Source organism: Siccirubricoccus soli, assembly GCF_024178315.1.
Lineage (GTDB): Bacteria > Pseudomonadota > Alphaproteobacteria > Acetobacterales > Acetobacteraceae > Siccirubricoccus > Siccirubricoccus soli.
Genome location: NZ_JAMZIK010000149.1, coordinates 1 through 26,097, shown reverse-complemented (window position 1 = coordinate 26,097; position 26,097 = coordinate 1). Strand labels below are relative to the sequence as shown.

At 74.3% G+C, this 26,097-nt stretch carries 15 protein-coding genes; 2 read left to right on the top strand and 13 right to left on the bottom strand.

Translation table 11 applies throughout. The features are described 5' to 3' along the window. Nucleotides 1-139: 139 nt before the first annotated feature. Nucleotides 140-871 carry an ABC transporter ATP-binding protein gene (locus tag NJ376_RS21590; protein ID WP_252955356.1) on the bottom strand — a complete coding sequence of 244 codons (732 nt, stop codon included), beginning with the start codon at nt 869-871 and terminating at the stop codon, nt 140-142. Between the two features lie 62 nt (nt 872-933). Further along, a complete protein-coding gene (locus NJ376_RS21585) occupies nt 934-1,776 on the bottom strand; it encodes an ABC transporter permease (protein WP_252955355.1) in 843 nt (280 codons plus the stop codon). Between the two features lie 147 nt (nt 1,777-1,923). Here NJ376_RS21585 and NJ376_RS21580 point away from each other — a divergent pair, with 147 nt between their 5' ends. Both NJ376_RS21580 and NJ376_RS21575 read left to right on the top strand, forming a co-directional pair. Beyond that, nucleotides 1,924-2,712 (top strand): MmyB family transcriptional regulator, encoded by a 789-nt coding sequence (locus NJ376_RS21580; protein ID WP_252955354.1) that lies wholly within the window; start codon nt 1,924-1,926, stop codon nt 2,710-2,712. A 71-nt stretch (nt 2,713-2,783) separates the two neighbouring features. Beyond that, complete coding sequence (locus NJ376_RS21575) at nt 2,784-3,275, top strand: hypothetical protein (protein ID WP_252955353.1); 492 nt, start codon at nt 2,784-2,786, stop codon at nt 3,273-3,275. 232 nt (nt 3,276-3,507) lie between these two features. On the opposite strand, the gene NJ376_RS21570 is transcribed toward NJ376_RS21575, so the two are convergent. The 11 genes from NJ376_RS21570 to NJ376_RS21520 form a co-directional block, all read right to left on the bottom strand. Beyond that, nucleotides 3,508-3,684 carry a hypothetical protein gene (locus NJ376_RS21570; protein WP_252955352.1) on the bottom strand — a complete coding sequence of 59 codons (177 nt, stop codon included), beginning with the start codon at nt 3,682-3,684 and terminating at the stop codon, nt 3,508-3,510. Nucleotides 3,685-4,114: 430 nt separating this feature from the next. After that, nucleotides 4,115-5,113, bottom strand: coding sequence for a Tim44 domain-containing protein (locus NJ376_RS21565; protein ID WP_252955351.1), 999 nt, complete (start codon nt 5,111-5,113; stop codon nt 4,115-4,117). Between the two features lie 101 nt (nt 5,114-5,214). Continuing rightward, nucleotides 5,215-5,586 (bottom strand): DsrE family protein, encoded by a 372-nt coding sequence (locus NJ376_RS21560; RefSeq protein ID WP_252955350.1) that lies wholly within the window; start codon nt 5,584-5,586, stop codon nt 5,215-5,217. A 319-nt stretch (nt 5,587-5,905) separates the two neighbouring features. Continuing rightward, nucleotides 5,906-6,733 carry a HesA/MoeB/ThiF family protein gene (locus tag NJ376_RS21555; RefSeq protein ID WP_252955349.1) on the bottom strand — a complete coding sequence of 276 codons (828 nt, stop codon included), beginning with the start codon at nt 6,731-6,733 and terminating at the stop codon, nt 5,906-5,908. A gap of 73 nt (nt 6,734-6,806) precedes the next feature. Then, the gene (dut, locus tag NJ376_RS21550) at nt 6,807-7,259 is read right to left on the bottom strand and encodes a dUTP diphosphatase (protein WP_252955348.1); all 453 of its coding nucleotides are present in this window, start codon (nt 7,257-7,259) and stop codon (nt 6,807-6,809) included. Continuing rightward, nucleotides 7,256-8,443 (bottom strand): bifunctional phosphopantothenoylcysteine decarboxylase/phosphopantothenate--cysteine ligase CoaBC, encoded by a 1,188-nt coding sequence (gene coaBC, locus NJ376_RS21545; RefSeq protein ID WP_252955347.1) that lies wholly within the window; start codon nt 8,441-8,443, stop codon nt 7,256-7,258. The genes dut and coaBC overlap by 4 nt, the downstream gene beginning before the upstream one ends. Before the next feature lie 93 nt (nt 8,444-8,536). Continuing rightward, nucleotides 8,537-8,968: a DUF1772 domain-containing protein gene (locus NJ376_RS21540; protein WP_252955346.1), complete on the bottom strand. Its 432-nt coding sequence runs from the start codon at nt 8,966-8,968 to the stop codon at nt 8,537-8,539. 251 nt (nt 8,969-9,219) lie between these two features. Next, nucleotides 9,220-10,095 carry a TauD/TfdA dioxygenase family protein gene (locus NJ376_RS21535; protein WP_252955345.1) on the bottom strand — a complete coding sequence of 292 codons (876 nt, stop codon included), beginning with the start codon at nt 10,093-10,095 and terminating at the stop codon, nt 9,220-9,222. A gap of 281 nt (nt 10,096-10,376) precedes the next feature. Then, entirely contained in the window at nt 10,377-10,988 is a 612-nt protein-coding gene (locus NJ376_RS21530; protein ID WP_252955344.1) for a PEP-CTERM sorting domain-containing protein, read from the bottom strand. Nucleotides 10,989-11,527: 539 nt separating this feature from the next. Further along, a complete protein-coding gene (locus NJ376_RS21525; RefSeq protein WP_252955343.1) occupies nt 11,528-14,533 on the bottom strand; it encodes a CHAT domain-containing protein in 3,006 nt (1,001 codons plus the stop codon). Next, the gene (locus NJ376_RS21520) at nt 14,530-26,073 is read right to left on the bottom strand and encodes a beta strand repeat-containing protein (RefSeq protein ID WP_252955342.1); all 11,544 of its coding nucleotides are present in this window, start codon (nt 26,071-26,073) and stop codon (nt 14,530-14,532) included. Before NJ376_RS21520 ends, NJ376_RS21525 begins: the two co-directional genes overlap by 4 nt. Nucleotides 26,074-26,097: the final 24 nt, after the last annotated feature.

The following is a 26,097-nucleotide window of genomic DNA, read 5'->3' as shown; positions in this document are numbered from 1 at the left end:
TGGCGTTCCGAGCCGGGTATGGCGCACAGGGTTGGTGTGGCGGCTGCGCGCCGGAATCAGGGACATCCCGGCCGCGCGCCCGTGGACCGACATCGGTCGGCATTTTGCGGCCGGTATGAGCCATCCGCCGGGGCGGCCCTCAGGCCGCCGCCAGCACCTCCGCCACCGGCCCGTCGGCGAGGATGCGTCCGGCGTCCAGCAGGATGGCGCGGGTGCACCATTCCCGTACCACGCCCATGTCATGCGTCGCCAGCACGAGGATATCGGCATCCTCCACCAGCCCGGTCAGCTTCTCCCGCGCCTTCTCGCGGAACTCGGCGTCGCCGGCGAGGAACCATTCGTCCATCAGCAGCACCTCCGGCGACATCACCGTGGCGATGGCGAAGGAGAGCCGCACCTGCATGCCGGCGGAATAGCTGCGCACCGGCACGTCGAGGAACTCGCCGAGGCCCGCGAAGGCGCCGATCTCCTCGGCCAGCGCGGCGCTCTCCGCCTCGTCCATGCCGCGGAACAGCCCGCGCAGGGTGATGTTCTCCCGCCCCGTCGATTCCTGGTCCATGCCGGCGGCGGGGTCGATGAGGGCGCCGATCTGCCCCTGCACCTCCAGCCGGCCGCCCACCGGCTCATAGACGCCGGCCAGGGTCCGGAGCAGCGTGGTCTTGCCCGCGCCGTTGCGGCCGATGAGCGCCACCCGCTCTCCCGCCCCGATGCGGAAATCCAGGCCGCGGAGTGCCGAGACGACGACGCGGTTGGCCTCGTCCTGCCGCAGGCGCAGCGGCGAATGCGCCAGGAGGCGCTTCTTCAGCGAGCGAGCGCCGAGGTGGTAGAGCGGGAACTCGATGGTGAGATCGCGCGCGGCGATATAGGGCATGGCGGAACTTCTCCTGCCGGCCGGTTCGCGCCCTGCGGCTCCGCCCCCGGGCGACCGGATGGCTAGACCCAGAAAGCGATCCGCCCGCGGAAGCGGACGAAGAAGGCGAAGGCGACGACGCAGGCGAGCAGGGTGTAGAGCCCGGCGGAAAGCCAGATCAGCGGCGCCGCGCCGCCTTCGACCAGCGGGCCGCGCACCGTCTCCATCACCACGTAGAAGGGGTTGAAGGGCAGCCAGACCTGGCGCTCCGCCAGCAGCTCCGGCTTCCACAGCACCGGGGAGAGGAAGAAGGCGAGCTGCATGGCGGAGCCGACGATCGGCGCGATGTCGCGGAACCGGGCGCAGACCATGCCGAGGAAGAGCGCGATGGCGAAGGCGTTCACCGCCACCAGGGCGAGGCCGGGCAGGGCCAGCAGCGCCTCCCACCCCGGCAGCACGCCACAGGCGAGGAAGACCAGCAGGATGAGCGGCAGGCTGTGCGCCGCGATCAGCGCGTTGCGCATGACGCAGCGCAGGATGTGGACCGAATAGGGCAGGGCGAGCTGGCGGATGATGCCCTCCGAGCTGGTCAGGCTGGTGCAGGCATCGGCCACGATCTGCGAGATCATGTTCCAGACGATCAGGCTGACCGCGAGGAAGGGCAGGTAGTCCGCCAGGGGCAGCTTGAAGAGGGAGGAGTAGAGGATGCCGAGCCCGACCACCATGACGGCGGTGGAGAGCGTCAGCCAGAAGGGGCCGAGGACCGAGCCGCGGTAGCGGTTGCGGATGTCGAGCCGCGCCAGGGCGGCGGGCAGGCGCCAGCGGCGGAAGCCGGTGGCGAGGTCGGCCAAGGCCTTCTCGCGCCGCCGCGGCGCAGCCGCATCGGCGACATAGAGCGGGGCGGCGGCCTCGATCTGGTCCAGCATGGGCGGGCTATAGCCTTGCTGGGGCCGAAGGGGAAAGGGCGGGGCGGATCACGGTGCGGCGGCCATGACCTCCAAGGTCATGGTCCGGGCGCCGGGCCGGCGGGTAGGAGGGCGGGCAGGACGGGGCAGGAGGGGCGGGACGGCGGCATGCAGGCGGCGGGCGAGACGGTGGGGGAGCTGCTGCGGCAATGGCGGCAGCGGCGGCGGCTGAGCCAGATGGCGCTGGCGCTGGAGGCGGAGGTCTCCACCCGGCATCTCAGCTATGTGGAGACCGGCCGGGCGGCGCCGAGCCGGGAGATGGTGCTGCGGCTGGCGGAGCCGCTGGAGCTGCCGCTCAGGGAACGCAACCGGCTGCTGCTGGCGGCGGGCTTCGCGCCGCTCTTCCCGCAGCGGCCGCTGCAGGACCCGGCCCTGGCCCCGGCACTGGCCGCCATCCGGCAGGTGCTGGCGGCGCAGATGCCGAACCCGGCGCTGGCGGTGGACCGGCAATGGCAGATGGTGGAGGCCAACCCGATGGTCGGCAGGCTGGTCGCCGGCTGCTCCCCTGCCCTGCTGGCACCGCCGGTGAACGTGCTGCGGCTCTCGCTGCACCCGGAGGGGCTGGCGCCGCGGATCGTCAACCTGGCGGAATGGCGGGCGCATCTGCTTGCGCGGCTGCGCCGACAGGTAGAGGTTGCCGCCGACCCCGCCCTGGCGGCGCTGCTGGAGGAGCTGCGCCGCTATCCCGCGCCGCGGGAGAAGCCGCCGGAGGTGGCGGCGGAGTCGATTGCGGTGCCGCTGCGCCTGGCGCTGCCGGCCGGGGTGCTGAGCTTCCTCAGCACCACCACGGTGTTCGGGACACCGGTGGATGTGACGCTCTCCGAGCTCGCGGTGGAGGCCTTCCTGCCGGCCGATCCGGCGACGGCTGTTGCGCTGCAGGGACTTCACAAATCGTAGATTGACTACAATGTGATGCATCGCGATAGTGAGAGGCCAAGCGACCGGCCCCTCCATCCCAGGAATGCGCGATGCTCCCAGCCCCCGCCCGCCCGGCCGGCAGCCGAGGCCATCTTGCCCTGGCCGCCGAGAATGACGGCCTGACGCCCTGGTGCGGGCCTGCCGCCCTCGCCCTGGCCGCCGGCCGCCCCTATGCGGAGGCCTGCGACGCCCTGCGCGCGGCGGCGCCCGACTGGTACCCGGCCTCCGGCCCGGTGGTCACCGCCTATTGGCGGGACCTGCTGGCGGTGCTGCGGGGCTACGGCGTGCCCTTCTGCCCCGTGCCGCTGCCGGAGAAGCGGGTGTCCCTGCTGAAGCTGGTGCGGGACGGGCTGCCGCGGGGCTGGTACCTGGTGCGGGTGACGGACCATTTCCTGCTGCTGCAGGTGCATGGCTTCGGCCTGGCGACGGTGCACGACAACCGCCACACCGCCGCCGTGCTGACCGCCGACACCCATGGCAAGCGGCATGTGACGCATCTGGCGCTGCTGCCCGAGGGGCCGCGGCTGGGCATGGCGGGCTGAGGCCAGGGGAGGGTGACCATGGCTGCTGACCCGCACCTCGGTCGGCGGGCGGGCTGCCCGGCATCGGCCGGGGACCGATGCCGCTGATATAAGGCGCGGCAGCCGGACGGGCCGAAGGGCGCAGCGCGGAGCCGGCATTGTGGCGGCTGGCCCGGGGCCGTTCCTCAGCCCAGGGCGGCGAGGCCGGGACGGCAACCGATCCGGCAGGGCCGCCGGCCGGCAGGGCGCGGGTTCAGCTTGGGCGGCGCAGGGCCAGGACGGCGGCGGCGAGGCCGGCGCCGAGCGAGAGGGCGCCAAAGCCCGGGGCCGCCAGCAGGGCCATCGCCCCGACCCCGGCGCCCAGCGCCAGGCCGACCACGGCCAGGCCGGCCAGGGCAGCGGCAATGGCGATGAAGCAAAGGGCGAACATCAGGACACTCCGGCAAGAGGTGCGGGGCAGGCCCCGCCATATTCCTGCCATCATTTGGTCCCGGATTGCCACATTATCCAGCGCGGCGGGCCGCGATGCCCGGCCGCTTGCGGAAACGTGAGAGTGAGGGCCGGCCCAGAGGCCGCCTGCGGGGCAGCCTGGCTGCCACCGGCCCCTCGGGCCGGGCTCCAGGCGCGGTTCCCGCTGGCCGCGCCAGTGGGACCTGCTGCAGCCCCTTGGCGTGCGCAGGGTCAGCGCCACCAGAGCGGGGCTGGAGTGAGCTTCGTTCACCCCAGCCCCGCCCTATCCTGTTGCCAGGCCATGTGAGTGACGGTTCGGCCGATCCGGCCCTGACCGATCACGCTCCAGCCGATGCCGCCCGGCCGGAAGGCGCCCGGGTGGCAGCCTCGGGCCGCCCCCCGCCCCGGCCTCAGCCCGCCTGCTGGATGGCGGAAAGCTGCCAGGGGCCACCGGCCCGGCGGGTGAAGGTCCAGAGCTCCGTCGCCACCGTGCGGCGGTTCGGGTCGCCCTCCATCACCGCCCGGTCGGCCAGGCGCCAAGTCACGTCCACCAGGCTGAAGCGCATGGCCACGGTGGCGAACTCCCGGTCGCCCTCCCGCCAGGCCTCGGCCAGGTCGCCCTGCTCCAGCCGGACGTCGCGCGTCTCGTTGTGCCAGCCGCGGGCGGCGAGGTCGGCGAGGTCATCGGCGAAGTAGCGGGCCATCTCCGGCGTCGCCAGGCGCTGCAGCGTGCCGGCGTCGCGGCGGGACCAGGCGTCGTTCACCGCCTTCAGCGCCTGCTCGAAGGCGTTGAAATCCTCCGGCAGGATGCGGACCGGGGCGGCGTCCGGGCCGGCGCTGCCGGCCATGGCCGCGCCGGGGCGGCCGGCGCCCATGCTGCCGGGGCCGTCCCCGGCCATGGCGTTGCGCGCGAGGCCGGGCGCCATGCCGGCCATCGCCGGCTGCGGCTGGCGGCGGCGCAGGAAGCCCATCACCAGCCAGACCAGCCCGGCGATCAGCGCGATCTGCAGCAGCAGGCCAAGGAAGCTGGCGAAGCCGGTGAAGCCGCCGAACAGCCCATGGCCGAAGAGCAGCCCGCCGATGCCGGCGCCGATCAGCCCGCCCATCAGCCCGGCCATGAAGGGGCTGCGGGAGAAGAAGCCGCCCTGCGGGTTGGGCCGGCCGATCGGCGCCCGCGGCGCCGGCTGGGCATAGCCGGGGGTGGCGGGCCGGGTCGGGGACTCCATCGTCCGGTCCATCGGGCGGAAGCCGCCGCCGGGGGTGGTCTGGGTGCTGGGTGGCGGGCTGTAGGTGCGGGCGCCGCGGCTGCCCATGGAGCTGCCGCCGCCCGGCCGTGCTTCGGTCAGCGCCGGGGCAAGGGCCAGGGCCGCGGCGGCCAGGGCTGCGAGGAGCAGACGGGGACGGGGCATGAGGCAAAGGTCTCCGGCAGGTTCTTCTTACAGGTAAGACATAGATTACAGCCAAGATAGGTATGCCGGGGGCGAATTGCGACCTGCCGGGCGCGGAGCTGTTACAGCGAGAGCATCTGCCCATCGGTCACCGCGGCGAGGAAGGTGGCGACGCCCGCCACCTCCACCCCCGGGGCGAGAGGTGCCCCGGCCAGGCCTTCCGCCTTCAGCCCCGCCTCGCAGGCGATGCGGCGCAGGCCGAGCTCCGCCGCCGCCTCCAGCAGCACCGCCAGGGTGGCGACGCCGCGTTCGGCCAGCAGCGTCTCCCGCTTGTCGGCGAGCAGGGGCGTCTCCGCCAGGAGGAGGCGGCAGCCGGCATTGCTGGCGAAGAGGGTGACCTCCCGCCCCAGCGCCGCCGCGCCGGTGGCCAGCACCAGGGCGTAATGCGCCCGGTCGTGGTCGCCGGAGAGGAGGAGGATGCCGAGGGGCTTCATGCCGCGCTCCCGCTGAAGGATGCTCGCGGCCGGAGGCATGACCGGGCCGGCGTGGTGGCGGCAACCGGAGGCAGGAAGATGCAGGAGGCCCGGCGGCGGGCGCCGAGCGGCCACATGGCCCCGCCCCGGAGGGTGCAGGCGCCCGGCGGCGCGGCCCGGCCGGCTGCATGGCGGGAGCCGTCGCCGGAGGGTGCAGCGGCCGGAGGCGCGACCCGGCCGGCATCACGGCAGTACCCGGTGGCCCGAGGGCGCGGCGCCCGGAGGCGCGGCCCGGCAGGTACCATGGCAGCGCCGGATGCCCGGAGGCGCGCCCACCGCATCAGACGGCCGCGCAGACCAGGGGCGGCGGCGCGGCATGGGCGGAGAGGTCATGGATCGCCGCCCCCTCCCCGCAGAGCGGGCAGCCGGGGTCGCGCCGCAACTTCACCACGCGGAAGCGCATGTCCAGCGCATCCCAGAGCAGCAGCCGGCCGGACATGCCCTCGCCGATGCCGAGGATCTCCTTCAGCACCTCGGTCGCCTGCAGGGTGCCCAGCACGCCGGTGACGGCGCCCAGCACCCCGGCCTCGGAGCAGCTTGGCACCAGCCCCTCCGGCGGCATCTCCGGGTGCAGGCAGCGATGGCAGGGATGCGGCGCGCCCAGATGCGACTTGTAGGTGGAAAGCTGGCCCTCGAAGCGCAGCACGGCGGCCGAGACCAGGGGCCGGCCGAGCAGGTGGCAGGCATCGCCGAGCAGGAAGCGCGTCGGGAAATTATCCGTGCCGTCGCAGACGATGTCGTAGCGGGGGATCAGCTCCTCAGCCGCCGCGGCGTCCAGGCGGCGGGGATGGGCCTCGACGCGGATCTCCGGGTTCAGGGCGGCCAGGGTCTCCGCCGCGCTCTCCGCCTTGTTGCGGCCGAGGCGGGCGGTGGCGTGGACGACCTGGCGCTGGAGATTGGAAAGCTCCAGCACGTCATGGTCGAGCAGGCCGATGGTGCCGACTCCCGCCGCCGCCAGGTAGAGCGCGAGCGGCGCGCCGAGGCCGCCGGCGCCGATGATCAGCACGCGCGCGGCGCGCAGCTTCGCCTGGCCGATGGCGCCGACATCCTGCAGCAGGATGTGGCGCGAATAGCGGTGCAGCTCCGCTTCGGTGAAGTCGAGGTCCATGGGGGGGATATGGGGGCGGGGTGGCGGGGCCGGCAAGGCGGGGGCGGGGTGGGCCGCTCACCGGCGGCGCGCTTCAGCCGCCCGTGCCGGTGCTGCCGAAGCCCCCCTCCCCGCGCCGCGTCTCCGGCAGCGCCGAGACCTCCGCCCAGGCGGCCCGCGTCACCTGCGCCAGCACCGCCTGGGCGATGCGCATGCCGCGCTCCACGGTGAAGGGCTCGCTGCCGCCGTTCAGGACGATGACCTGCAGCTCGCCGCGGTAATCCTCGTCGATGGTGCCGGGGGTGTTCGGCAGCATGATGCCGTGCTTCAGGGCAAGGCCGGAGCGCGGCCGGACCTGCAGCTCATGCCCCGGCGGCAGGGCGATGCGCAGCCCGGTCGGCACCAGGGCGCGGCCGCCGGGCGGGATGGTGAGCGGCGCCGCGACGGCGGCCAGCAGGTCCATCCCGGCCGCGCCCTCCGTCGCGTAGCTGGGCAGGGGCAGGCCCTCGGCATGCGGCAGGCGGACCACCTGGACCACCGCGCTCATGCCAGCGCCTCCGCGATGCGGGCGGCGAGGCGGGCGGCGACCGCCTCCTTCGGCAGTTCCGGCCAATCCTCCACGCCTTCGGCGGTCACCAGATGCACGGTGTTGGCATCGCCGCCCATCACCCCGCCGGTCACGTCATTCGCCACGATCCAGTCGCAGCCCTTGCGGCGGCGCTTCTCGATGGCGTGCTCCACCACCTTCTCCGTCTCCGCCGCGAAGCCGATGACGAGGCCGGGCCGCTGGGCGTGGCGGGAGAGGGTGGCGAGGATGTCGGGGTTCAGCGTCATGGCCAGGGTGGGGGCGGCGGCGCCCGGCTCCTTCTTCAGCTTCTGGTCGGCCTCCCGCGCCACCCGCCAATCGGCGACGGCGGCGTTCATCACCGCGATGTCGGCGGGCAGCGCCGCCTCGCAGGCGGCCAGCATCTCCCGCGCCGATTCGATGCGCGTGACGCCGACGCCCGGCGGGTCCGGCAGCACGGTAGGGCCGGAGACCAGGGTGACGCGGGCGCCGAGCGCGGCGAGCGCGGCGGCGATGGCATAGCCCTGCTTGCCGCTGCTGCGGTTGGCGATGTAGCGCACCGGGTCGATCGGCTCATGCGTCGGGCCGGCCGTCACCAGGGCGTGGCGGCCGGCGAGCGGGCGGGCGGCGGGGGTGAGAAGCGCGGTGATGGCGGCGAGGATCTCCCCCGGCTCCGCCAGCCTTCCGGGGCCGCTTTCCGGCTCCGCCATCGGGCCGCTGTTGGGGCCTGACACGGCGACGCCGCGGGCAATGAGCAGCGCCAGGTTGGCGCGCGTCGCCGGATGCTCCCACATCGCCGGGTTCATGGCGGGGGCGACCAGCAGCGGGGCTCGGGTGGCCAGCAGGATAGTGCTGGCGAGGTCGTCCGCCAGCCCATGCGCCATCTTCGCCAGCAGATCGGCGCTGGCCGGCGCCACCACGACGAGGTCGGGCCAGCGGGCGAGGCGGATATGGCCGATCTCGGCCTCGGCGGCCCAGAGATCGTCATGCACGCGCTGGCCGGTGATCCCTGCCAGCGCCTCCTTCGTCACAAAACGCGCGCCGCCGGCGGTGAGCACCGCCATCACCTGGGCGCCCGCCTTGCGGAGCAGGCGCGTCAGCTCCAGCGCCTTGTAGGCGGCGATGCTGCCGGAGAGGATGAGAAGGATGCGGCGGTCTTTCAGCATGGCGGCAGCCTAGCGCGGGCGGGGGGCGGCTGTCGAAGCGGGTGGCGCCCGCGGCGCCGGCCTCGCCCTGGCAGGCCGGGACATTGCCCTGGGTCAGGCGAGGGATGCCCAGAGGAAGGCCAGGGCCGCCGCGGCGCCGAGCGCGGTGCGGCCGGCGTGCAGCGCGTTCCAGCGCTGGATCATGGCGCGGCTCTCGGGGCCGGCCATCGCCGGGTTGATGCCCATGAGCCGCCGGTTCGTCGGCATGATGGCGAGGAGCGTGACGGGCCAGTTGGCGACCATAAGGAGCCCGCCGATGGCCCATCCGGCATGGCCGGCCTGCCACCAGGCGGCGAGCCCGAGCAGGCAGCCGATGATGGCGAGCGGGGCCTGCATGGCGGTGCCGCGCCGGTAGGAGAGCGTCCACTCGGCCAGCAGGGAGCGGTCGTCCAGCGACAGGCGGGCGGGCTGCTCGACGAGGTTGATGTAGAGAGCGGCGCCCGCGAAGACGGCGGCAACGAGAAGCGCGAGTTGACCTGTGAGCATCGATGCCTTTCCCGGCTCCGGGCCGCTCCAGCCTTCACCCTCCTCCCGCCACGCGCCACGGAAAAGCTGCGTGCCTTCCCCGGCATGCGGCGCTCGTAGCCACGCCCGGGCGGTTGCGGACCCTGACGCCCATCGAAACCTGCCGCCGCCCGTTGTCCTTCCGCGGCTTCGCCGCGGAAGGCTGTGCGGGATCCCGGGACTCCAGCGACTCCGGCCCCCCACGGCGTCGCGCAGCGACGTCGTGGGGAATGCTATACGGGCCGCTCGCCCTTCACCGTCACCCGGTTGCCGTAGCGGCGCTGCGGCCAGTAATCCCACATGGCCCGGTGCTGGGCACAGCGATTGTCCCAGAAGGCCACGGAATTCGGCTGCCAGCGGAAGCGGCACTGGAAGAGCGGGTTCTCCATATGCTCGTAGAGGTAGCGGAGGATCCCCTCGCTCTCATCCACCGGAATGCCGAGGATGCGGGTGGTGAAGCCGCGATTGACGTAGAGCGCCTTCTTCCCCGTCATGGGATGGGTGCGCACCACCGGATGCACCGCCTTCGGGTAGCTCGGCTTGTCCGCCACCCCCTCCTTGGCGAACATGCCGCGATAGACATGCTCCCCGCTATGGATGGCGGTCAGCCCTTCCAGATAGGCCTTCATCCGGTCCGAGAGCGCGTCATAGGCGGCGTACATGCTGGCGAAGAGCGTGTCGCCGCCATGGGGCGGGCATTCCTTGATGTAGAGGATGCTGCCCATGGGCGGCTCCTCGTCGCAGGAGACGTCGGAATGCCAGCCCTCGCCATTGGCGCGGACGGAGTTCTCGTCCGCCTTGATGATCATCAGCTCGGGATGGCCGGGCTCGTGCGGGGCCGCGGGGTGGAGGTGGAGCTCCCCGAATTGCCGGCCGAATTCCAGGTGCTGCTCCTGGGTCAGGTGCTGGTCGCGGAAGAAGATGACCAGGTTCTCGGCCAGCGCGCGGTGGATCTCGTCCATCTGCCGGTTGCTGAGGCGGGCGAGGTCCGCGCCGCCGATCTCGGCGCCGATCAGCGGCGTCAGCTTCTCGACCGTGATGGTCTCGTAGGGCAGGCCGGCCTCGGTGATGGATCTGATGCGGGGGCCGCTGAGGGCGCTGAGCGACATGGGCGTTTCCTTGGAGCTTCCTGGCAGGCGGCGCTGCTGCCTCTCCCGGACAGCGGCCGCCCGCGCCGCGGAGGCTGGCGGCCGGCGCCCGGCCGGCAACATGCGGGTCCCAGGCTAAAGCAAAGCCCGGCCGGGGGGAAACGCCCCGGGCATGGTGCGGGGGCCGGGCGGGCCGGCCCTCGCTGCCCTGCCGCCCGGCCCCTGCCCGGGGCCGCGCGGGTCCTGCCTGCCGGCACGCCCCCCCCGCCCGGCATGGGCGAAGGGCTGCCGGTCGCGGGGTGTCAGGCGGCCTTCCGCCGGCTGGCGACGGCGCCGAGCCCGGCGATCGCTACGCCGAGCAGCGCCAGGGTCATCGGCTCCGGCACCTCGATCGGGACCGGCGGGGAGGCCAGGGTCGCGCTGACGCTGACCGAGGCGCCGGCGCCGCCGGTCTGGGTGAAGCTCATGGTCAGGCTCGCCGGACCCGCCAGATAGGTGTCCAGGATGCCGCTCGGCGTGAAATCGCCGAGGACGGTGATCGAGACGATTCGGTTCGTCGTCGCGCCGCTGACGGTCGCGAGCGCAATCTGGCCGACGAAGTCGCCGACCGCGGAGGTGAACTGCACCATCGCGTTGAGCGTGGCCGTCACCGCGCTGAAGACCAGCGGGGTCGCCTCGACGCCGGCGAACTGCCCGGTGGTGGAGGAGATGTAGGAGAGGTTCGGGAAGGCGGAGCCGCTCGGCAGGGTGAAGGTGGTGCCGAGCCCGATGACGGTACCAGTATAGCCGATGATGCCCGCGGTGCCGATGGAGGCGGTGCCGTCGATGGTGGTGCTGACGGGGGCGGCCTGCGCGGCCGAGGCCAGCAGACTGGCCGCCAGAGCCAGCATGGTCAGGAGTTTCTTGAACTTCATCGTTGGATCCCTTGGCCGGACCTGGCTACCAGGCCCTGGCAGAACACAGGCAAGTGATATGCCATGGGCCAACGCTCTGAAATTACGGTGCAAACCTGCAAACTCTTCGCGAAGTGTAAAGAAATCCGACACCGGATCAGGGCGCCGCTCCGCGGTGCGCGACGGGCGGGTGTCCCCGGCCGCGCAAGGCCAGGCCAGGGCCATGGCGCGTCCCTGGGCCGAGATGCCAGCCGGCAGGGTCATTGGCCGGGACAGGCCGCGCAGGGATGCCCGAAGGCTGGGAAAGCCGCGCTCGCCTCGGAACGCCGCCGGGCGCGACAGCCGGCGCGGCGCCGCGCCGGCGTGCCGCGGCTGGCGGCTCTGGCGCGCAGGAGGCACTGAGCGGGACATCCGCAGCGTGACCGGCCGAGCCAAAGCGACCGGAACCGCGCGCCACGCGCTCGAAGGATGTATCGGAGCGGGATGCGTGAGCGAAGCCCGGCCCCGCAGCCATGTCCGATCTGCCGGATCACGGCGTGATCCGGCAGATCGGGACGGCTCTAGCCCCGCGGCGCCGCCGCCGCCGCCGCATTCACCTGCGGCGCCCGCTTCCCGTCGCCGATCAGCGCGAAGGGCGCCCAGTAGTAGGGGTGGCCGAATTCCGCCGGCAGCCGCAGCCCCGCCTCGTCCAGGATCAGCCGCTGCGCCCCGCGCAGCGCCGCCGCCGAGGAGGCGCCGCCTTGCTGCCGCCGCATGGAATCCGAGACGATGAGCATCGCCGCATCGTCGTTCACCGCCCAGTGCGTCACCATCAGCCCGCGCGCCCCGGCATAGAAGAAGGCGCGCGCCAGGCCGGAAAGCGCCTCGCCGCCGCCCGCCCCCGAAGGCCCGCCGGTGTTGCAGGCGGAGAGGATGATGAGGTCGGCGTTCAGCTTCAGCCCGAGCAGGTCGGAGGCCTTGACGAAGGCGGCATTGGCATCCGGGGCGCCCGGCGGCGGGGAGACGACGATGGAGGGTTCCGGCAGGCAGGAGAGCTCGCCCGGCAGCAGCGCATGGGTGGCGAGGTGCAGGATGCGCCGGCTGCCGAGATCGGCCTGCCGCAGCGCCGCCGCGGTGAACTCGGTGCCGAGGCGGATGTCGCGCGGCCCGGCGCCGAGCAGGTGCTGCACCTCCAGCACCTCCCGCCGCGTGCCCGGCAGCCGCGTCAGCCCCTGGGCCAGCCTTGCGTCGGCGGCGCAGCGATCGACGGGGAAGCTGCGGAGGAGCTGGGCCGGCGTCGGCGGGGAGAAATCCCCGAACCCGCCATAGGCGAGCGGCGCGGAGGAGGCGGCGCCGGTGCCGCGCAGCGTCACCAGGGTCTGCGGCGAGGGCACATGGACGATGCCGTGCCGCTTGATGAGGAAGGGCGCCTTGCCGAGGTTGGGGTCGGTCACCGGCCCGGTCAGCAGCAGGCCGAAGGGGATGCCGAGCAGCGGCCCGTCCGGCACCACCACCAGCGTCTCGGCGCCGTCCAGCGCCGCCTCCAGCGGCTTCAGCAGGGCGTTGTAGAGCGCCTGGGCCGGGGCGGGGTCGAAGCGGCCGGGGGCGCCGTTCTGGTCGATGACGCCGGCGCGGATGGCGTTCACCAGCCCCGCCGCCTCCGCCTCGCCCAGGCTGGCGCGGGCGCTGTAGACCTTGCCGTCGCGGAGCGCGAGCACCCAGGCGCTGTGGCGCCCGAGCAGCATGGTGACCAGCGCCTCCTGCGGCGCCAGCACCGCGTTCACCGCGTTGAAATCCGCGGTGGCGAGCAGGAGCTGCCGGTAGCCCGGGGCGGCGGCGGCCACCTCGCTCTCGGCCTCGGCACGGGCCTGCTGCGCCTCGGCGATCCGCGCGTCGATGGCGGCGGAGGGGGCGGCGTCGCGCTCGGCGAAGAGGTCGCGCAGCGCCTGGTCGGCATCCTGCAGCCGGCGGACCGCCTCGGAGACGCGCTGGTCCCCGCCCGAGGCGCCGATGCGGGCGCTGGCCTGCTGCACGAAGCGCACCGTGTTGCTGCGCTGGGCGAGCTGGGCGGCGGCGAACATCTCCCGCCGCAACGCCTCCGCCTGATCCGGCCGCGCCGCGGCCTCGGCCTCCAGCGCGTCCAGATAGGGCAGCACCATGGTCGCCGGCAAAGCAAGCTGGCGGGCGCGCAGGATGTCGGCGCCGGCGCGAAAGGCGCTCAGCGCCTCGCTCCGCCGGCCGGTCGCCTGACGCCGGCCGCCGGAGAGGAAGAGGGTCACGGCCTCCGGCCGCTCGCCCGGGGCGGCCACGGCGAAGCGCCGCGCCGCGGCCTCGAGCTGCCGCGCCGCCGCCTCGTTGCGGCCGAGGCTGGCGGCGTTGCGGCCTTCGGTGCGCAGGGTGCGGGCGATCATCGGGCCGGGCGCATTGCCCACCTGGCGCAGCAGGCGGCGGCTTTCGGCGATCTTCGCCTCCGCCTCCGCCGGATGGCCGGTGGTGGCGAGGACGCGGGAGAGGTTGCGCCGCACCTCCGCCAGGCCGAAGGCGGCGGTGGTGGCGGTGGGGTCGGCCAGCAGGTTCACCTCGCTGTCCGAAGTGCCGAGCATGCTGCTGGGCAGCAGGGCGGCGTAGCCGGCCTCCGCCTCGCGGAGATGGGTTGCCGCCTCCTCCAGCTTGTGGGCGCGCTGGGCGGCGAGGCCGCGGTAATGCGCGAGGCGCGGCACCGCGGTCTCGTCCGCCGCGCGGGGCGCCAGCCCCTCGGCGCGGGTGAACAGCACCTCCGCCTCGTCCAGCCGGTTCTGCGCCGCGAGGTTGAGGGCAAGGTGCAGCAGGGGCAGGACGATGTTCGGGTCCTCCCGGCCCAGCACCCGCTCCTGCAGGGCGAGGGCGGCGCGGTAGGCATCCTCGGCGGCGGCGAAATTCTCGAGCTGGTTGAGGTCGCGGCCGGCGGCCATCAGCGTCTCGAACCGGCTGACGTCGTTGGCGCTGAAGCTCTCCGCCGCCATGCGGCGCACCGCGAGCTCGAGCGCGGCGGAGCGGGGCTGGGCGGCGCCGGCGGCCGTCACCTGGCCGGCGGCGAGGCGTTCCATCACCGGCGTCGAGGTGGCGACGCCATCCGCCAGCACCGGCCCATGCGGCCCGGCGGCGACCATGGCGACATGCGGCCAGCCGCCGGCCTTGCGGGTGCAGGCCAGCAGCCGCGCGGCGTAGCCGCCGGCGATGGTGGTGGCCTGCGGCGCGGCACAGGTCACGCGCTGGTCCAGCCAGGTGCGCCAGAGGCCGCCGCCGGCGAGCTGGTCGAGCGTCGCGGCATCGGTGCTGCCGCGCAGCGTCGCCACCCGGGCGGCGGCGGAGGTCCAGCCGCCGCAGAAGACCTCCTGCACCCCGGCCACGGGCAGGTCCGCCGGCAGCGGGTTGCCGCGCTGGGCGAGGCAGGCCTCGCCCTTGGCATCCACCCCGGCGGGTTCGCCGGCGGCGGCGCGCTGGGCGGGCGCGACGAAGCTGTCCTCGGGCGGGGTGCTGCAGGCGGCAAGCAGCAGCCCGAGGGCCGGCAGCAGGCGGAGCGCGGGCGGCAGGCGGCGCGGGCTCATTCGTCGTCCTCGTCCGAGACGTTCGGGATGATGACTTCGGCGGTATTCAGCCGGCCCGCCTCGATGGTGAGGGAGGCGCGGTCCACCGTCCGCGGCGGCACGATCTGGATCTGCGGCGGCACCACGCAGTTGATGGAGGTGACGACGCAGCCATTGATGCGGTAGCGGGTCAGCGCCGCGGCCGGGACGACCTGGGTAATGTCGGCATACTGCGCCGCCCCCGCCCCGGTCTGACCGTTCAGCGTGCCGAGCAGCGTCATGCTGCCGCCATTGCCGACGACGCCGAGCCGCCCGGCCTCGACGGTGCCGGAGATGTTGCCGCTGCCGGCGAGCAGGAAGGCCGCGCCCTGGTTCTGCAGCCCATAGCCGGTATGCGCGACCATCTGCAGGTTGAGCGCGATGTCGCCCGCCGGGTCCGGGGTGCCGGGGCCGAAGGCGCCGGGCAGGGTGTTGTTCACCCGGACCTTGGTCGGCTGGTTCTTCGGCACGCCGCCCGGCAGGTCCGGCTGCACGGCGCCGAGGCCGGATTCCAGCAGGGCGAGGCGGCTGCCCGCCGGTGCCGGCACCCGGCTGTCGAACAGCGCGGCCGGCAGCACGTCGCGGCCCGGGGTGATGATGGTGGCCTCCCCGGCCAGGATGCCGCCCGCGCCGGCGAAGGCGATGGCGGAGCCGATGCTGGCCTGGACGCCGTCCAGCATCAGCGTCTGGGGCTGGGCGCCGAAGCCGGGGTTGAACAGCATCGGCACCCCGGCGCGGATCGCCGCGGCCTCCGCGTTCAGGGTGAGGCCGGTCACCGTGATGGCGCCGCCCGAGTAGAGGGTGACGAGGCCGGCGCGCTGGGCGAGGTCCAGCCCCTCCAGCGTGCCGCCGGCGCCGATGGCGCTGGCCACCGCGGTGCCGCTGCTGCTGATGCTGGCGCCGGTGACGGTCAGCGCCCGCTCTGACCAGAGCTGGATGGCGCCGGCGGCGGCGAGGGTGCCGTTCACCAGGGTCGGCGATTCCACCGTCTGCAGCCGGATGGCGCCGGCGCTGCTGGCAAGGTTGCCCACCACATCCACTTGGTTGCCGCGCGCCGCGCCGCTGCGGGCGCTGCCATAGGCCAGCAGCTCGATCCCGTCGCGGGCCGAGCCGGTGAGGCGCGGCGCGTCGATCGCGGCGCCGCTGTCCGGCGCCTGGGCGAAGCGGCCGCCCGCGGCGGTGAAGGCGACGCTGTTGGCGGCGCTGCTGCCGCGGGCGGAGATCAGCCCGCCGCTCTGGGTGATGTCGCCGGCCGCCGTGGTCAGCACCACATGGCCGGTGCCGCCGCGTGCCGCCTGCAGGATGCCGGAGGTGAAGGCGCTGCCGGCCTCCGGCGCCTGGCCGGTGAGGCTGATGCCGGTGGCGGCGGCGAGGATCACATCCGCGGTCGCCTTCACGCTGCCGCTTTCCGCGGTGGCGGAGCCGAGCAGGGTGATGCTGCCGGTGCTGGCCGTGAGGCTGGCCACGGCGCCGGCCCCGGCCGCCTCCACCAGCCCGCCGCTGGCGATGGCGCCGCCTGCCAGCAGCGTGGCGTTGCCCGCCCCGGCGCGAACGGCGCTGCCATCGCCCAGGATCACGTCGCCAGTGGCGGTGAGGCCGACGGCGCCCGCGGTGGCGCGGATGGCGGTGCCGTTGCCGATGCCGATCGCCCCGGCGCTGGCGGTGAGGCCGATGGGGCCGCGCGCCTGGAGCGCGCCGTTGGCGCCGATCCCGACCGAGGCGCCGGTGAGGGCGAGGCTGCCGGAATTCGCCTGGACCGAAGCGCCGTCGCCAAGGGTGACGGCCCCGGCGCCGCCGGCGAGGCTGGCATTGCCGGCGGTGCTGGCGGCAAGGCCGGTGCCGGCAGAGATGCCGGTGGCGCCCTGCAGGGTCAGCGCCGCGGCGCCGGCCAGGCCGATCCCCGCGCCGAGGCTGATATCCTGGGCGCTGGCCGTCAGCGCCAGCCCGCCGGCGCTGGCCGAAAGCTGGCTGCCATCGCCGAGCCGCAGCCGGCCGGTCGTCGCCGTCACCCCGATGCCGTTGCGCGCCTGGAGCGTGCCGTTCGCGCCGAGATCGACCGCGGCGCCGGTGATGGCGAGGCTGCCGGTATCGGTGCCGAGGATGGCGCCGCTGCCGAGGGTGACGCCGCCCGTGCCGCCGGCAAGGCCGACATCGCCATTGGCGGCGGCGGCGAAGAACAGGGTGCCGGCGGTGATGCCGGTGGCGGCGGACAGGCTGGCGGCGCCGCCCGCGACGCTGCCGAGATTGCCGATCCGGATCCCGCCCAGCGTCGCCTCCAGCCGGGCGGTGCCGGCGGCGGTGGAGAGGCTGACGCCATCGCCGGCGGTGAGCATGCCGGTGCGCGCCCGCGCCGTCAGGCCGGTGCCGGCGGTCAGCACCGTGCTGTCGCCCAGGGTGATCGCCCGGGCGTCGAGCGCGAGGCTGCCGCCCCCGGCGGCGATGCTGCCATGGGCGCCGGTGGTGATGTCGCCGGCGCTGCTGGTGAGGCTGGCATTGCCGCCGATGACGGTGGCGACGACCCCGGTGCCGGTGCTGATCCCGCCTGCGCCCGCCAGGATAAGGTCGCCCGCGCCGGCGATCATGGCCGTGCCGCTGCCGAGGCCGATGGTCCCCGTGCTGGCGAGGCCGATCCCGCCTGCCGTGGCCCAGAGGCCCGCGCTGTTGCCGAGCTCGATGGAGCCGGCCGTGGCCCCGAGCGTGATGCCGTCGCGCGATGTCAGCGAGCCAAGGGTGCCGATGTCGATGGCGGTGCCGCTGACCGCGAGCGCACCGGCTTCGGCCTCGATCACCGCATTGGCGCCGAGGGTGACGCTGCCGGCACCGCCCTCGAGGCTGGCATTGCCGCTGCCGGCGGTGCCGGTGAAGCCGGTGCCGCCGGCGATGCCGGTGCCGCTGGCCAGCACCAGCGCGCCGCCGGAAAGGGCCACGCCGTTGCCGAGGCTGATATCGGCCGCATTGGCCTGCAGCAGCGTGGTGCCGCCGGTGCTGGTGACGCTCGCCCCGTTGCCGAGGGCGAGGGTGCCGGTGCTGGCCGTCAGGCTCGCGCCGGTGGCGGCCGAGACATCCGTGCCGTCGCCCAGGGTGATGGCGGTGCCGGTCAGCGTCGCGTTGCCGGTGGTGCTGCCGAAGGTGCCGTCGGTGCCGATGCCGATGGCCCCGTTGCCGCCGGCCATGGTGAAGTCGCCGCCCGTGGCCGTGGCGGTGACGTTGTCGAGGAGGGTGAGGCCGGTGCCGCTGACGAGGCCGAGCGCACCCTGACCGGCGGTGACGCTGGTGCCGCTGTTGAGGGTGATGTGGCCGAGGCTCGCCGTGAGGCTGGTGGCCCCGGCGGTCGCCCGGATGGTGCTGCCGCCGCCGACCGTGATGTCGGTGGCTGTCGCCGTCACCGCGGTGCCGTCGCGCGAGGAGAGGGTGACGCCGTTGCCGAGGAGGATGGCGGTGCCGGAGAGGCCGAGGCTGCCGGCCCCGGCCGTGACCTGGCTGCCGCTGCCGAGGTCGATGGCGCCGCCGCTGCTGGCGAGGGTGGCGTCGCCCGCGCTGGCACTCGCAGTCAGCGCCGCGGTGGCGGTGATGCCCGTGGCGCCGGAGATCTGCAGCGGGCCGCTGCCGGCGCTCACCTGGCTGCCGCCGCCGAAGCGGATGGCGCCGGCGGTGGCGCCGATGCTGACCGGGCCGGCCGAGGCGGCGATCGTCGCCGCCGTGGTGAAGTCGATATCGCCCGTGGCGGTGGCGAGGCTGACGCCTGCGCCGCCGCGGAAGCTGGCGCCGCCGCCGGTGGTGAGGCCGGTCTGGGCGGAAACCTCGATGGTGCCGTTGGTGCTGCGCACCACCGGCGCCGCGCCGAAGGCGATGCTGCCGGCGCTGGAGGCGATGCGGCCCGCGCCGCCCGTGGTGGTGAGGCTGGCGGCGTTGCCGAAGCCGATATTGCCGCTGGCGGTGATGTCGAAGCCGGTGGCGGCGATGACCCGTACCACCACCGCGGCGTTGGTGATGCTGGTGCCGCCCAGCACCACATCGGCCTCGGTGGAGCCGATGGTGATGGTGCCGGCGGCAAGGCCGCCGAGGGTGAGGGCGCCGCCGGTACTGCGCAGCGTGGCGCGGCCGGTGCCGGCCTGCAGCGTGACGCCCTCCGCCACCCCCACCGCGCCGGTGGCGGTGACAGAGGCAGCGCGGCCGGCCGAAATGCCGCTGCCGGCGCCGAGGTCGAGGGTGGTGCCGGCGGTCAGCAGCGCGTCCCGGCTGGCGGTGACGATGGCGCCGGGCGCCAGGCCAAGGGCGCCGGCGGTCGCCGTCAGGCTGACATCGCCGGCGAGCGGGCCGGGGCTGCTGGCCTCGAATTGGCTGCCGGCGCCGGTGGCGATGTCCGTGGCGGCGCTGACGGTGACGGAGCCGTTGCCGGCCGTGACCGTGCTGGCGGCGCCGAAGGTGACGGCGCCGCCCAGCCCATCGGCGCTGACGGTGACGCTGCCGGCGCTCGCGGCCAGGGCGCTGCCGTCGCCAAGGGCGACGACGCCGGCGGTGGCGGCCAGAGTCAGCCCGTCCCTGCCGGCAAGGATCAGGTCCGTGCCGCCGGTGATGCCGATACCGCCGGTGAGGGCAGCGCTGCCCGCCAGGGCGCGGAGCGAGGCGGCATCGCCGATCCGCAGCAGCCCGTCCGTCGCCGTCGCGGTCAGCGCGCCGGTGGTCGCGGCCAGGCTGACCCCCTCGCCGATATCGAGGGTGCCGGTGGCGGCGGTGGCGGCGAGGCCGCCGCCGGTGAAGCTGCTGGCCGGGCTGCCGCCGCCGGCCAGGGTGATGTCCGTCTGGGCCGAGAGCGTCAGCAGCCCCCCGGCCGAGACCGCCGCGCTGGCGTCGATGCCGAGGCTGCCGGCATTCGAGGCGAGGGCGCCGTCGCCGTTCTCCGCCGCGAAGTGCAGGCGGGCGCCGACCGAGAGGTTCCCGAAGCTGGACAGGCTCGCCGCGTCCGCCGCGAGGACGGTGACGTCATCGCCGAGGGTCAGCGCGCCGCCGGTGACGGTGAAGACGGCGCTGCCGCCCGTGGCGGTGATCTGAACGGCGTTCCCGGCCTCCGAGTCCAGCCCGGCGGCGATGTTGACCGCATTGCCGCTGACCGAGGCGAGATCGCCGAGGGTCACATGGCCATTCGCGGCGGAGAGGGTGGCGGTGCCGGTCCCGGCCGTGACGGCGGAGCCGGTGCTGCCGGCGATGTCGCCCGCCGTGCTGGTGAGCGTTGCCGTCCCGCCTGCGAGGATGGTGCCGTAGCTGATATCGCCGCTCGCCGTCAGGCTGGCATCGCGCGTGGCATCGACGCTCCCGAGCACGGCGATGGCGCCGGCCCCCAGCACCGCATCCCGACCGGCGAAGACGGTGCCGAGGACGGTGACGAGGCCCGTGTTGGAGGTGAGGCGGGCATCGCGCGTCGTCGCGGTGACGTCGGTGACGGTGATCCCGCCCGTCGCCGTCAGGATGGCGTCGCGCCCTGCCGTCAGCTCGGAGACGGTGATGGCGCCGCCCGTGCCCGTCGCGGTCAGCGTCGCGCTGGTGCCGGCGCTGAGGAGGGTGCCGGCCTCCGAAACAATGGCCCCGTTCGCCGTCACCAGCAGGAGGTCGCCCTCCATCGCCCTCAGGCTGCTGGTGTTGATGATGCCGGTGGCGGCGGAGAGCACGAGGCCGGTCTTGGCCAGCAGCGCCGCATTCACGCTCTGGCTGCCGGCGCTGGTGACGGTGACCGAGGCGATGCCCGAAGCCGCCGCATGGCTGGCGGTGACGCTGCCGGCAATCGTCAGGGACCGGGTGGTGATGAAGGTGAAGCTGCCATCGGTCGCGGCATTGTCGGCATCCGTGCCGATGCCGGTGGTGAAGGAGACGCCGCTCTCCCCGTCGCTCAGCGCGCCGCGCACCGCCAGCCGGTCCACCCGGTTGGTGACGCTGCCGAGGGTGGTGCCGAAGCGGGAGCTGCCGGCGAGGTCCTGCACGTTCAGCCCACCGCCGGTCTGGCTGATGGTGCCGCTGCCATCCGTGCCAACGCCCGCATGCAGCTCCAGCCGCACCACGCGGTTGAGGTCGGCGCCGTCGCGCAACGCGACATCGCCGACAAGGGCGATGTCGCCCGCCGTCCGCGGCCCGGCGGCGCTGCCGGTCTCCGCGCTGCCGAGGGCGAAGGGGGTGGGCCAGTTGGCATTGCCCACCACCGCCGCATCGGCGGAGCGGCCGATGCGCAGCACGGTGGTGGCGCCGGCGGTGTCGCCGATCCGCGCCAGGGCGGCGGTGGTGAGGGAAAGGGTGTTCGCCGCCATCCCGCCCAGCGTCACGCCGCGGCCCGCCGTGGCGGGCAGGATCTCCACCGTGCCACCGGGGGCCGAGACCTTCCCGCCGGCGGGAATGTCGAGCGCATCCGCCACCAAGGTGATCCGGCTGCCCTCGCCGCCGAGGGCGGTGACGCTGCCGGCCACGTCCACCCGGTTGTCGGGGTTGCCGCTGCCCAGCCCGTCCGCGGTGACGGTGGCCACCGGCGCCTGGCGCAGGGTGAAGACGCCCGCCGTGCCGCCGCTGCCCACGGTGATGCCGGCGATGCCGCCGGCGATCACATCACCCGCCAGGGTGGCGATGCGGTTGTCCGCGCCCAGCCAGATGAGGTCGCGCGCGCTGCCGGTGAGGTTGCCGACGCGGATCCAGCCGCGCGCGTCGCCGCTGTCCGGCCCGTTGCCCTCGGTCTCCGCCGAGGCATCCCCGCTGCGGCCGCGCTGTTGGATGGAGGTCTGGGCGACGAGGGTCAGGGTGGAGGCGGTGCCCTGGTTGCCCTCGGGCCCGGCCCCGGCATTCCCGGCCGTGCCGAGGAGGTCGATGTTCTCGCCATATTGCCGGATGGTGCCGGCCACCGGCAGGCCGGCGCTGCCGATGACGGTGCCGTCGCTGCGCCGGCCGAGCAGGGCGCTGCCGCCGGCCTCCGGCGCGCGGCCGATGATGAGCGTATCGGCATGGACCGCCGCCAGCTCGGCCGCGGTCAGCCCCAGCTCGTTGCTGCCGGCGGCAGCGATGCTGCGCGCCAGGGCGATGTGCCGGCCATCGGTATGCGGCGCCAGGGCGACGAGGCCGCCGGGCGCCACCAGCGCCGCTTCCAGCGCCATATCGTCCGCCAGCAGGGTGATGGCGCCGCCCGTGGCCACCACCGCGCCGCTGCCTGCCGCGCCGGCACCGACACCGGCCGAGACCTGGCCGGAGATGGTGAGGAGGGCGCTGCCGGTGTTCAATGCGAAGACCGCATCCTCGGGGCTGGCGGCACCCGTGCCGGCGCGGAAGCCGATGCCCGCATCGGCGGCGCTCAGCACGCGGCGCTGGGCGATGGCGTCGATGGTGTTGCCGGCATTCATCAGCGCGGTGAAGCCGCGCGAGCCGCCGGCGATGGCGGCGACGTCGATGCTGGTGCCCGCCGCCTGGGTGATGCTGCCCGGCGCCGCCTCCCCGGCCACGCCGGCATACAGCTCCAGCGTATCGGCGACGCCGCGCAGGGAGAGGTTGCCCAGCACGGCAATGTTGCCGGCCATGCGGCTGTTATCCGCCCCGGCGATACCGGCCAGCGTGGCGTCGCCGCCGCCGATCGGCGCCAGCGCCCCGTTGCCGATGACCGCCGCATCCACGCTGCGGCCGATGCGCAGCACGCCGCCATTGGTGGATAGCGCGGCGAGCGTCGTGGCGCTGATCTCGCCCACCGCCGAGGCATTGGTGACGCCGAGGCTGAGATCGGTGCCGGCGGTGCGCGGCAGCAACTCGATCGTGCCGGCATTCACGCTGACACTGCCGGCGAAATTCCCTAGTATATCGGCGATCAGCGTCACCCGCCCGCCGTCGCGGTTCAGGGCGATGCCGGCATCGGCGACCTGCAGCGCCTGCCCCGCCGCCTGGCGGATCGTCACCACATTGCTCGGCAGCACGCCGTCCTGGGTGGCGCGGTCGATGGTCAGGCGGATGCCGGCGCCGCCACTGCTGGCGAGGCCGGAGGTGTCGCCGATCCGGCCGATATGGTTGTCGGCGCCCAGCCAGACCGTGGCCGGGGCATCATCCGCCCCGCTGCGGTCCGCGGTGCGCACCGTGGCGGCGAGGTTGGCGACGGTGAGGCCGGCCGTCTCGACGCCGGAGAGGAGGGCGCCGAGCTGGACGAAGCCATAGGCGCTCAGCACCTCCAGCGTCGTCACGCCGGTGCTGGTGAGGTCGATCGCCTGCTGGCCCTGCGCCACCCAGCCGGTGCTGGCGGCGGCGCCGTCCAGGCTGGACAGCCCGCCGATGCGCAGCAGCCCGGCGGTGACGAAGCCGAGCTCCTCCGCGGTGAGGGAGAGGGCGTTGCCATCCGCGGGCTCCGCCCCCACCGGGCCGGTGGCGGCGCCGCCCAGCAGCACGCCCTGGCCGGCGGTGACCGGCTGCAGCACCACACGCCGACCGGCGCCGGCATTCAGCGCGGCGGCGATGCGCAGGTCGTCCGCCCGGAGGGTGATGTCGCCCGCGCCGTTGGTGGTGATGGCGCCGGCGATGGTCAGCGCCGCGACGCTGGCCAACGGGTTGCCATTGGCGTCCAGCGCCGGCGGCAGCGCGGGTGTGGTGCCGAGGGCGGCCAGGCTGGCATCCGCCACCCCCGCCCGGCCGCCAACCCGCAGCGTGACCGCGCCATGGGCGCTGATGCCGGCGACGCTGAAGGCGCCGCTGGCACCCGCCGCCGTTACATGGGTGGCGGTGCCGGCGATGGTGTTGATGACGTTCACGCCGTCCAGCACCACCGCCCCGCCGGCGAGAGCGGCGAAGCGCTCCACGTTCAGGCGCGCGCCGGCCTGCTCGGTGATCGCGCCGCCGCTCGCCAGCACCAGGGTGCGGGCCCGCGGATCCTCGTATTCCGTGGGCGTGCCGGGCGCGCCGCGCAGATCCACCTGGCCGCGGATGGTGATGGCCCCGGCATCGGCGCGGCCGAGGACGATGGTGCCGGCGCTGGTGCCGTCCCGCGTGTCGAGCTGCGCCAGCTCCGCGCTGTCCAGCGTGAGCTCGCCATTGTTGGTGCTGCCCGGGGCGCCGCCGAGTGAGATGGCGCGCGGCGTGGCGCCGCCCAGCGTGTGCGGCGCAAGCTCGATGGTGCCGCCCGGGGCGCGCAGGGAGATGCCGTCCGGCGAGAGGCTGGCGTCCAGCACCATGTCATCCGCCAGCAGGCGGATTATCCTGCCGGGGCTGATGGCGGTGACGGTGCCGGTGCCGTCCACCTGCGTCCCGGCACGCACCAGCCCGGCAACGGTCAGGGTGGCGGCAGAGCTGTTCAGGACGAAGCTGAGGCCGGCCATGCTGCCGAGCCGCGCCGGGTCGTTCACCGTGAAGGCGGTGGCGTCCAGCGCGCCGGTGGCGCCGGTGCCGAGCAGGGCATGAACCGAGTTGCTGCTGCCGCTCAGCGAAACGCTGCCGCTGGCGCGCGCGATGAGCTGCCTGGCGGCCAGCGCGCCGGTGCCGGACTGGGTGATGCTGCCGGCCTCCGCCACCAGCGCGACGGTGCCGTGCGGTGCTGCCGCCATGGCGGTGAGGGTGCCTGCCGTCTGGCTGATGTTCCCCAGCCGGGCCCGGAGGGAGATGTCGCCGCCGCTGCTGGCGATATCTCCAGACAGCGCGATGCCGCCCAGGAGGCCGGCGGTCCCCGCCTCCAGCCGCACCGATTCCGTGGCGGAAATGCTGCCGGCATGGTTGATGCCGAAGCCGGCGGTGAGGGCGACGCCGCCGCCCGCCGCCTGCACCTGCACGCCGCCACCGATGGTCAGCGTGCCGGCCGAGAGCAGGGCGACGCCGGAGCCGCTGGGGGCGGTGGCCTGCACATTGCCCGTGACCGTCAGCGAATTGGCCGAGGCGACGCCGATGGTGCCGCCGCTGGCGGTGACGCCGGCGAGGGTGTCGATGCTGTTGACCGCCTCGCCGGCCACCAGCCGGTCCAGCGCGAAGCCTGCGGCATCGGCGCCGTTCACCGTGGTGACGGCGCCGGTCAGGGTGGCGACGTCCAGGATGCCGCCCGTCTGCGTCACCTGCTGGCCGCGCAGGTCCAGCACCGCGGCATGGCCGCGCACAATGGCATCGCCGGCGATGGTGATGACGCCCGCCGTGGTGGTGGTGCCGTCCGAGCCGATGCGCAGCATGCCGGTGCCAGCGGCGATCTGCGCGATTTCGGCATTGAGGAGGGAAAGCGTGCCGGGGGCGTTGCCGCCCAGCGTCACCGCCCTGCCGGGCGTGTTCGGCAGGATGGAGACCGTGCCGAGATTGCCGCCGCCCGCGGCCTGGATGGCCGCGGCCAGCACCAGGTCATTCGCCCGCAGCGTGACGTCGGCGCCTGCGCCGGCCTGGATGACGCCGCCGGCCAACACCCTCAGCGCGGCGGAGGTGCTGGTGATGGCGATGTCGCCTCCGGCGCGCAGGCCGAAGCCCGCGACCTCCGTGCCCTCGACGATATTGCCGATCGCGTTCTGGCCGGCGAGGGCGATGCCGTCGCCAGCCCCTGTCCCGGCAGCGGCGGCGAGCCTCGTCACGGTCAGCGCCGTGCCGTTGGCCTGGGAAATGCCGCCGCCGGCGACGAGTTCCAGCGTCGTCACGCCGCGGGCGGCGAAATCCTGGCTGGAGGCGAAGGAGAGGTCGCCGCCGGCGACGAAGATCAGCCGCCCTGCCACCACCTGCTCCAGCGAGGCGTCGCTGAACTGGGCGGTGCCGAGGGCGAGATCCGTGGCGCTGCCCAGCGTGGCGATGCGCACCGTGCCGAGGGTGCTGGCATCCACCGTGTCGGCGCCGTTGGCCGTCAGCCTGTCCGCCGTCAGGCGGATGGTGTTGCCGGCATCGGCGGGACCGGCGAAGCCGATGCGGGCATCCGCAATGAGTTCAGACGCGGTGAGCGCGATGGTGCTGCCGGCCGCGGCAGTCAGCGCCGCATCCACCGTCAGCGTGGCGGCGGTGGAGAGCAGGGCGATGCCGCCCGCCGTGGTGCTGCCGCTGACGAGGCTGAAGGCGTTACCGGTGGCCGCCGCCAGGTTGATGGCGCCGGCGGCGCTCAGCCGCAGCGCCTCGGCGGTGATGGTACCGGACGCGGTCTGGGTGATGCCGCCGTCATTCGCCGTCAGCGTCACGGTCTGGCCGGCGGCCGCCACCGCGGCGTCCAGCGTGAGGGAGCTGGCCTCCAGCCCGACGCCGCCGCTGGCGGCGACGGAGATGCCGGTGCCGCCGACCGTCATCGCGGTGCGGGAGAAGCCGGCGACGCCGCCGGTCGCCGTGCTCGCCGCAAGGCTGCCGATGCGGTTGCCGGTGACGGCGTTGCTGGCGGTGGCGAGCGCCACGCCGGTCTGGGCCGAGGCGGTCAGACTGTCGGCATCGATGGCGGCGGCAGCCGCCTGGGTGATGCTGCCGCTGGTCGCGGTCAGCGTCACCGCCTGACCGGTGGCGGTGACCACGTCGTTCAGCGTGAGGGAGGTGCCCGTCAGCTCCACCCCGCCCGAGCTGGCGACGGTGACGCCGCCAGTGGCCACGGTGAGCGCGCCGCGGGAGAAAAG

Bases quoted from the DNA above. Each gene is read 5' to 3' on its own strand.
- NJ376_RS21580 (WP_252955354.1), top strand. From the start codon at position 1,924: ATGCAGGCGGCGGGCGAGACGGTGGGGGAGCTGCTGCGGCAATGGCGG.
- coaBC (WP_252955347.1), bottom strand. From the start codon at position 8,443: ATGCTGAAAGACCGCCGCATCCTTCTCATCCTCTCCGGCAGCATCGCC.
- NJ376_RS21560 (WP_252955350.1), bottom strand. From the start codon at position 5,586: ATGAAGCCCCTCGGCATCCTCCTCCTCTCCGGCGACCACGACCGGGCG.
- NJ376_RS21585 (WP_252955355.1), bottom strand. From the start codon at position 1,776: ATGCTGGACCAGATCGAGGCCGCCGCCCCGCTCTATGTCGCCGATGCG.
- NJ376_RS21525 (WP_252955343.1), bottom strand. From the start codon at position 14,533: ATGAGCCCGCGCCGCCTGCCGCCCGCGCTCCGCCTGCTGCCGGCCCTC.
- NJ376_RS21575 (WP_252955353.1), top strand. From the start codon at position 2,784: ATGCTCCCAGCCCCCGCCCGCCCGGCCGGCAGCCGAGGCCATCTTGCC.
- NJ376_RS21565 (WP_252955351.1), bottom strand. From the start codon at position 5,113: ATGCCCCGTCCCCGTCTGCTCCTCGCAGCCCTGGCCGCCGCGGCCCTG.
- NJ376_RS21570 (WP_252955352.1), bottom strand. From the start codon at position 3,684: ATGTTCGCCCTTTGCTTCATCGCCATTGCCGCTGCCCTGGCCGGCCTG.
- NJ376_RS21540 (WP_252955346.1), bottom strand. From the start codon at position 8,968: ATGCTCACAGGTCAACTCGCGCTTCTCGTTGCCGCCGTCTTCGCGGGC.
- dut (WP_252955348.1), bottom strand. From the start codon at position 7,259: ATGAGCGCGGTGGTCCAGGTGGTCCGCCTGCCGCATGCCGAGGGCCTG.
- NJ376_RS21555 (WP_252955349.1), bottom strand. From the start codon at position 6,733: ATGGACCTCGACTTCACCGAAGCGGAGCTGCACCGCTATTCGCGCCAC.
- NJ376_RS21530 (WP_252955344.1), bottom strand. From the start codon at position 10,988: ATGAAGTTCAAGAAACTCCTGACCATGCTGGCTCTGGCGGCCAGTCTG.
- NJ376_RS21590 (WP_252955356.1), bottom strand. From the start codon at position 871: ATGCCCTATATCGCCGCGCGCGATCTCACCATCGAGTTCCCGCTCTAC.
- NJ376_RS21535 (WP_252955345.1), bottom strand. From the start codon at position 10,095: ATGTCGCTCAGCGCCCTCAGCGGCCCCCGCATCAGATCCATCACCGAG.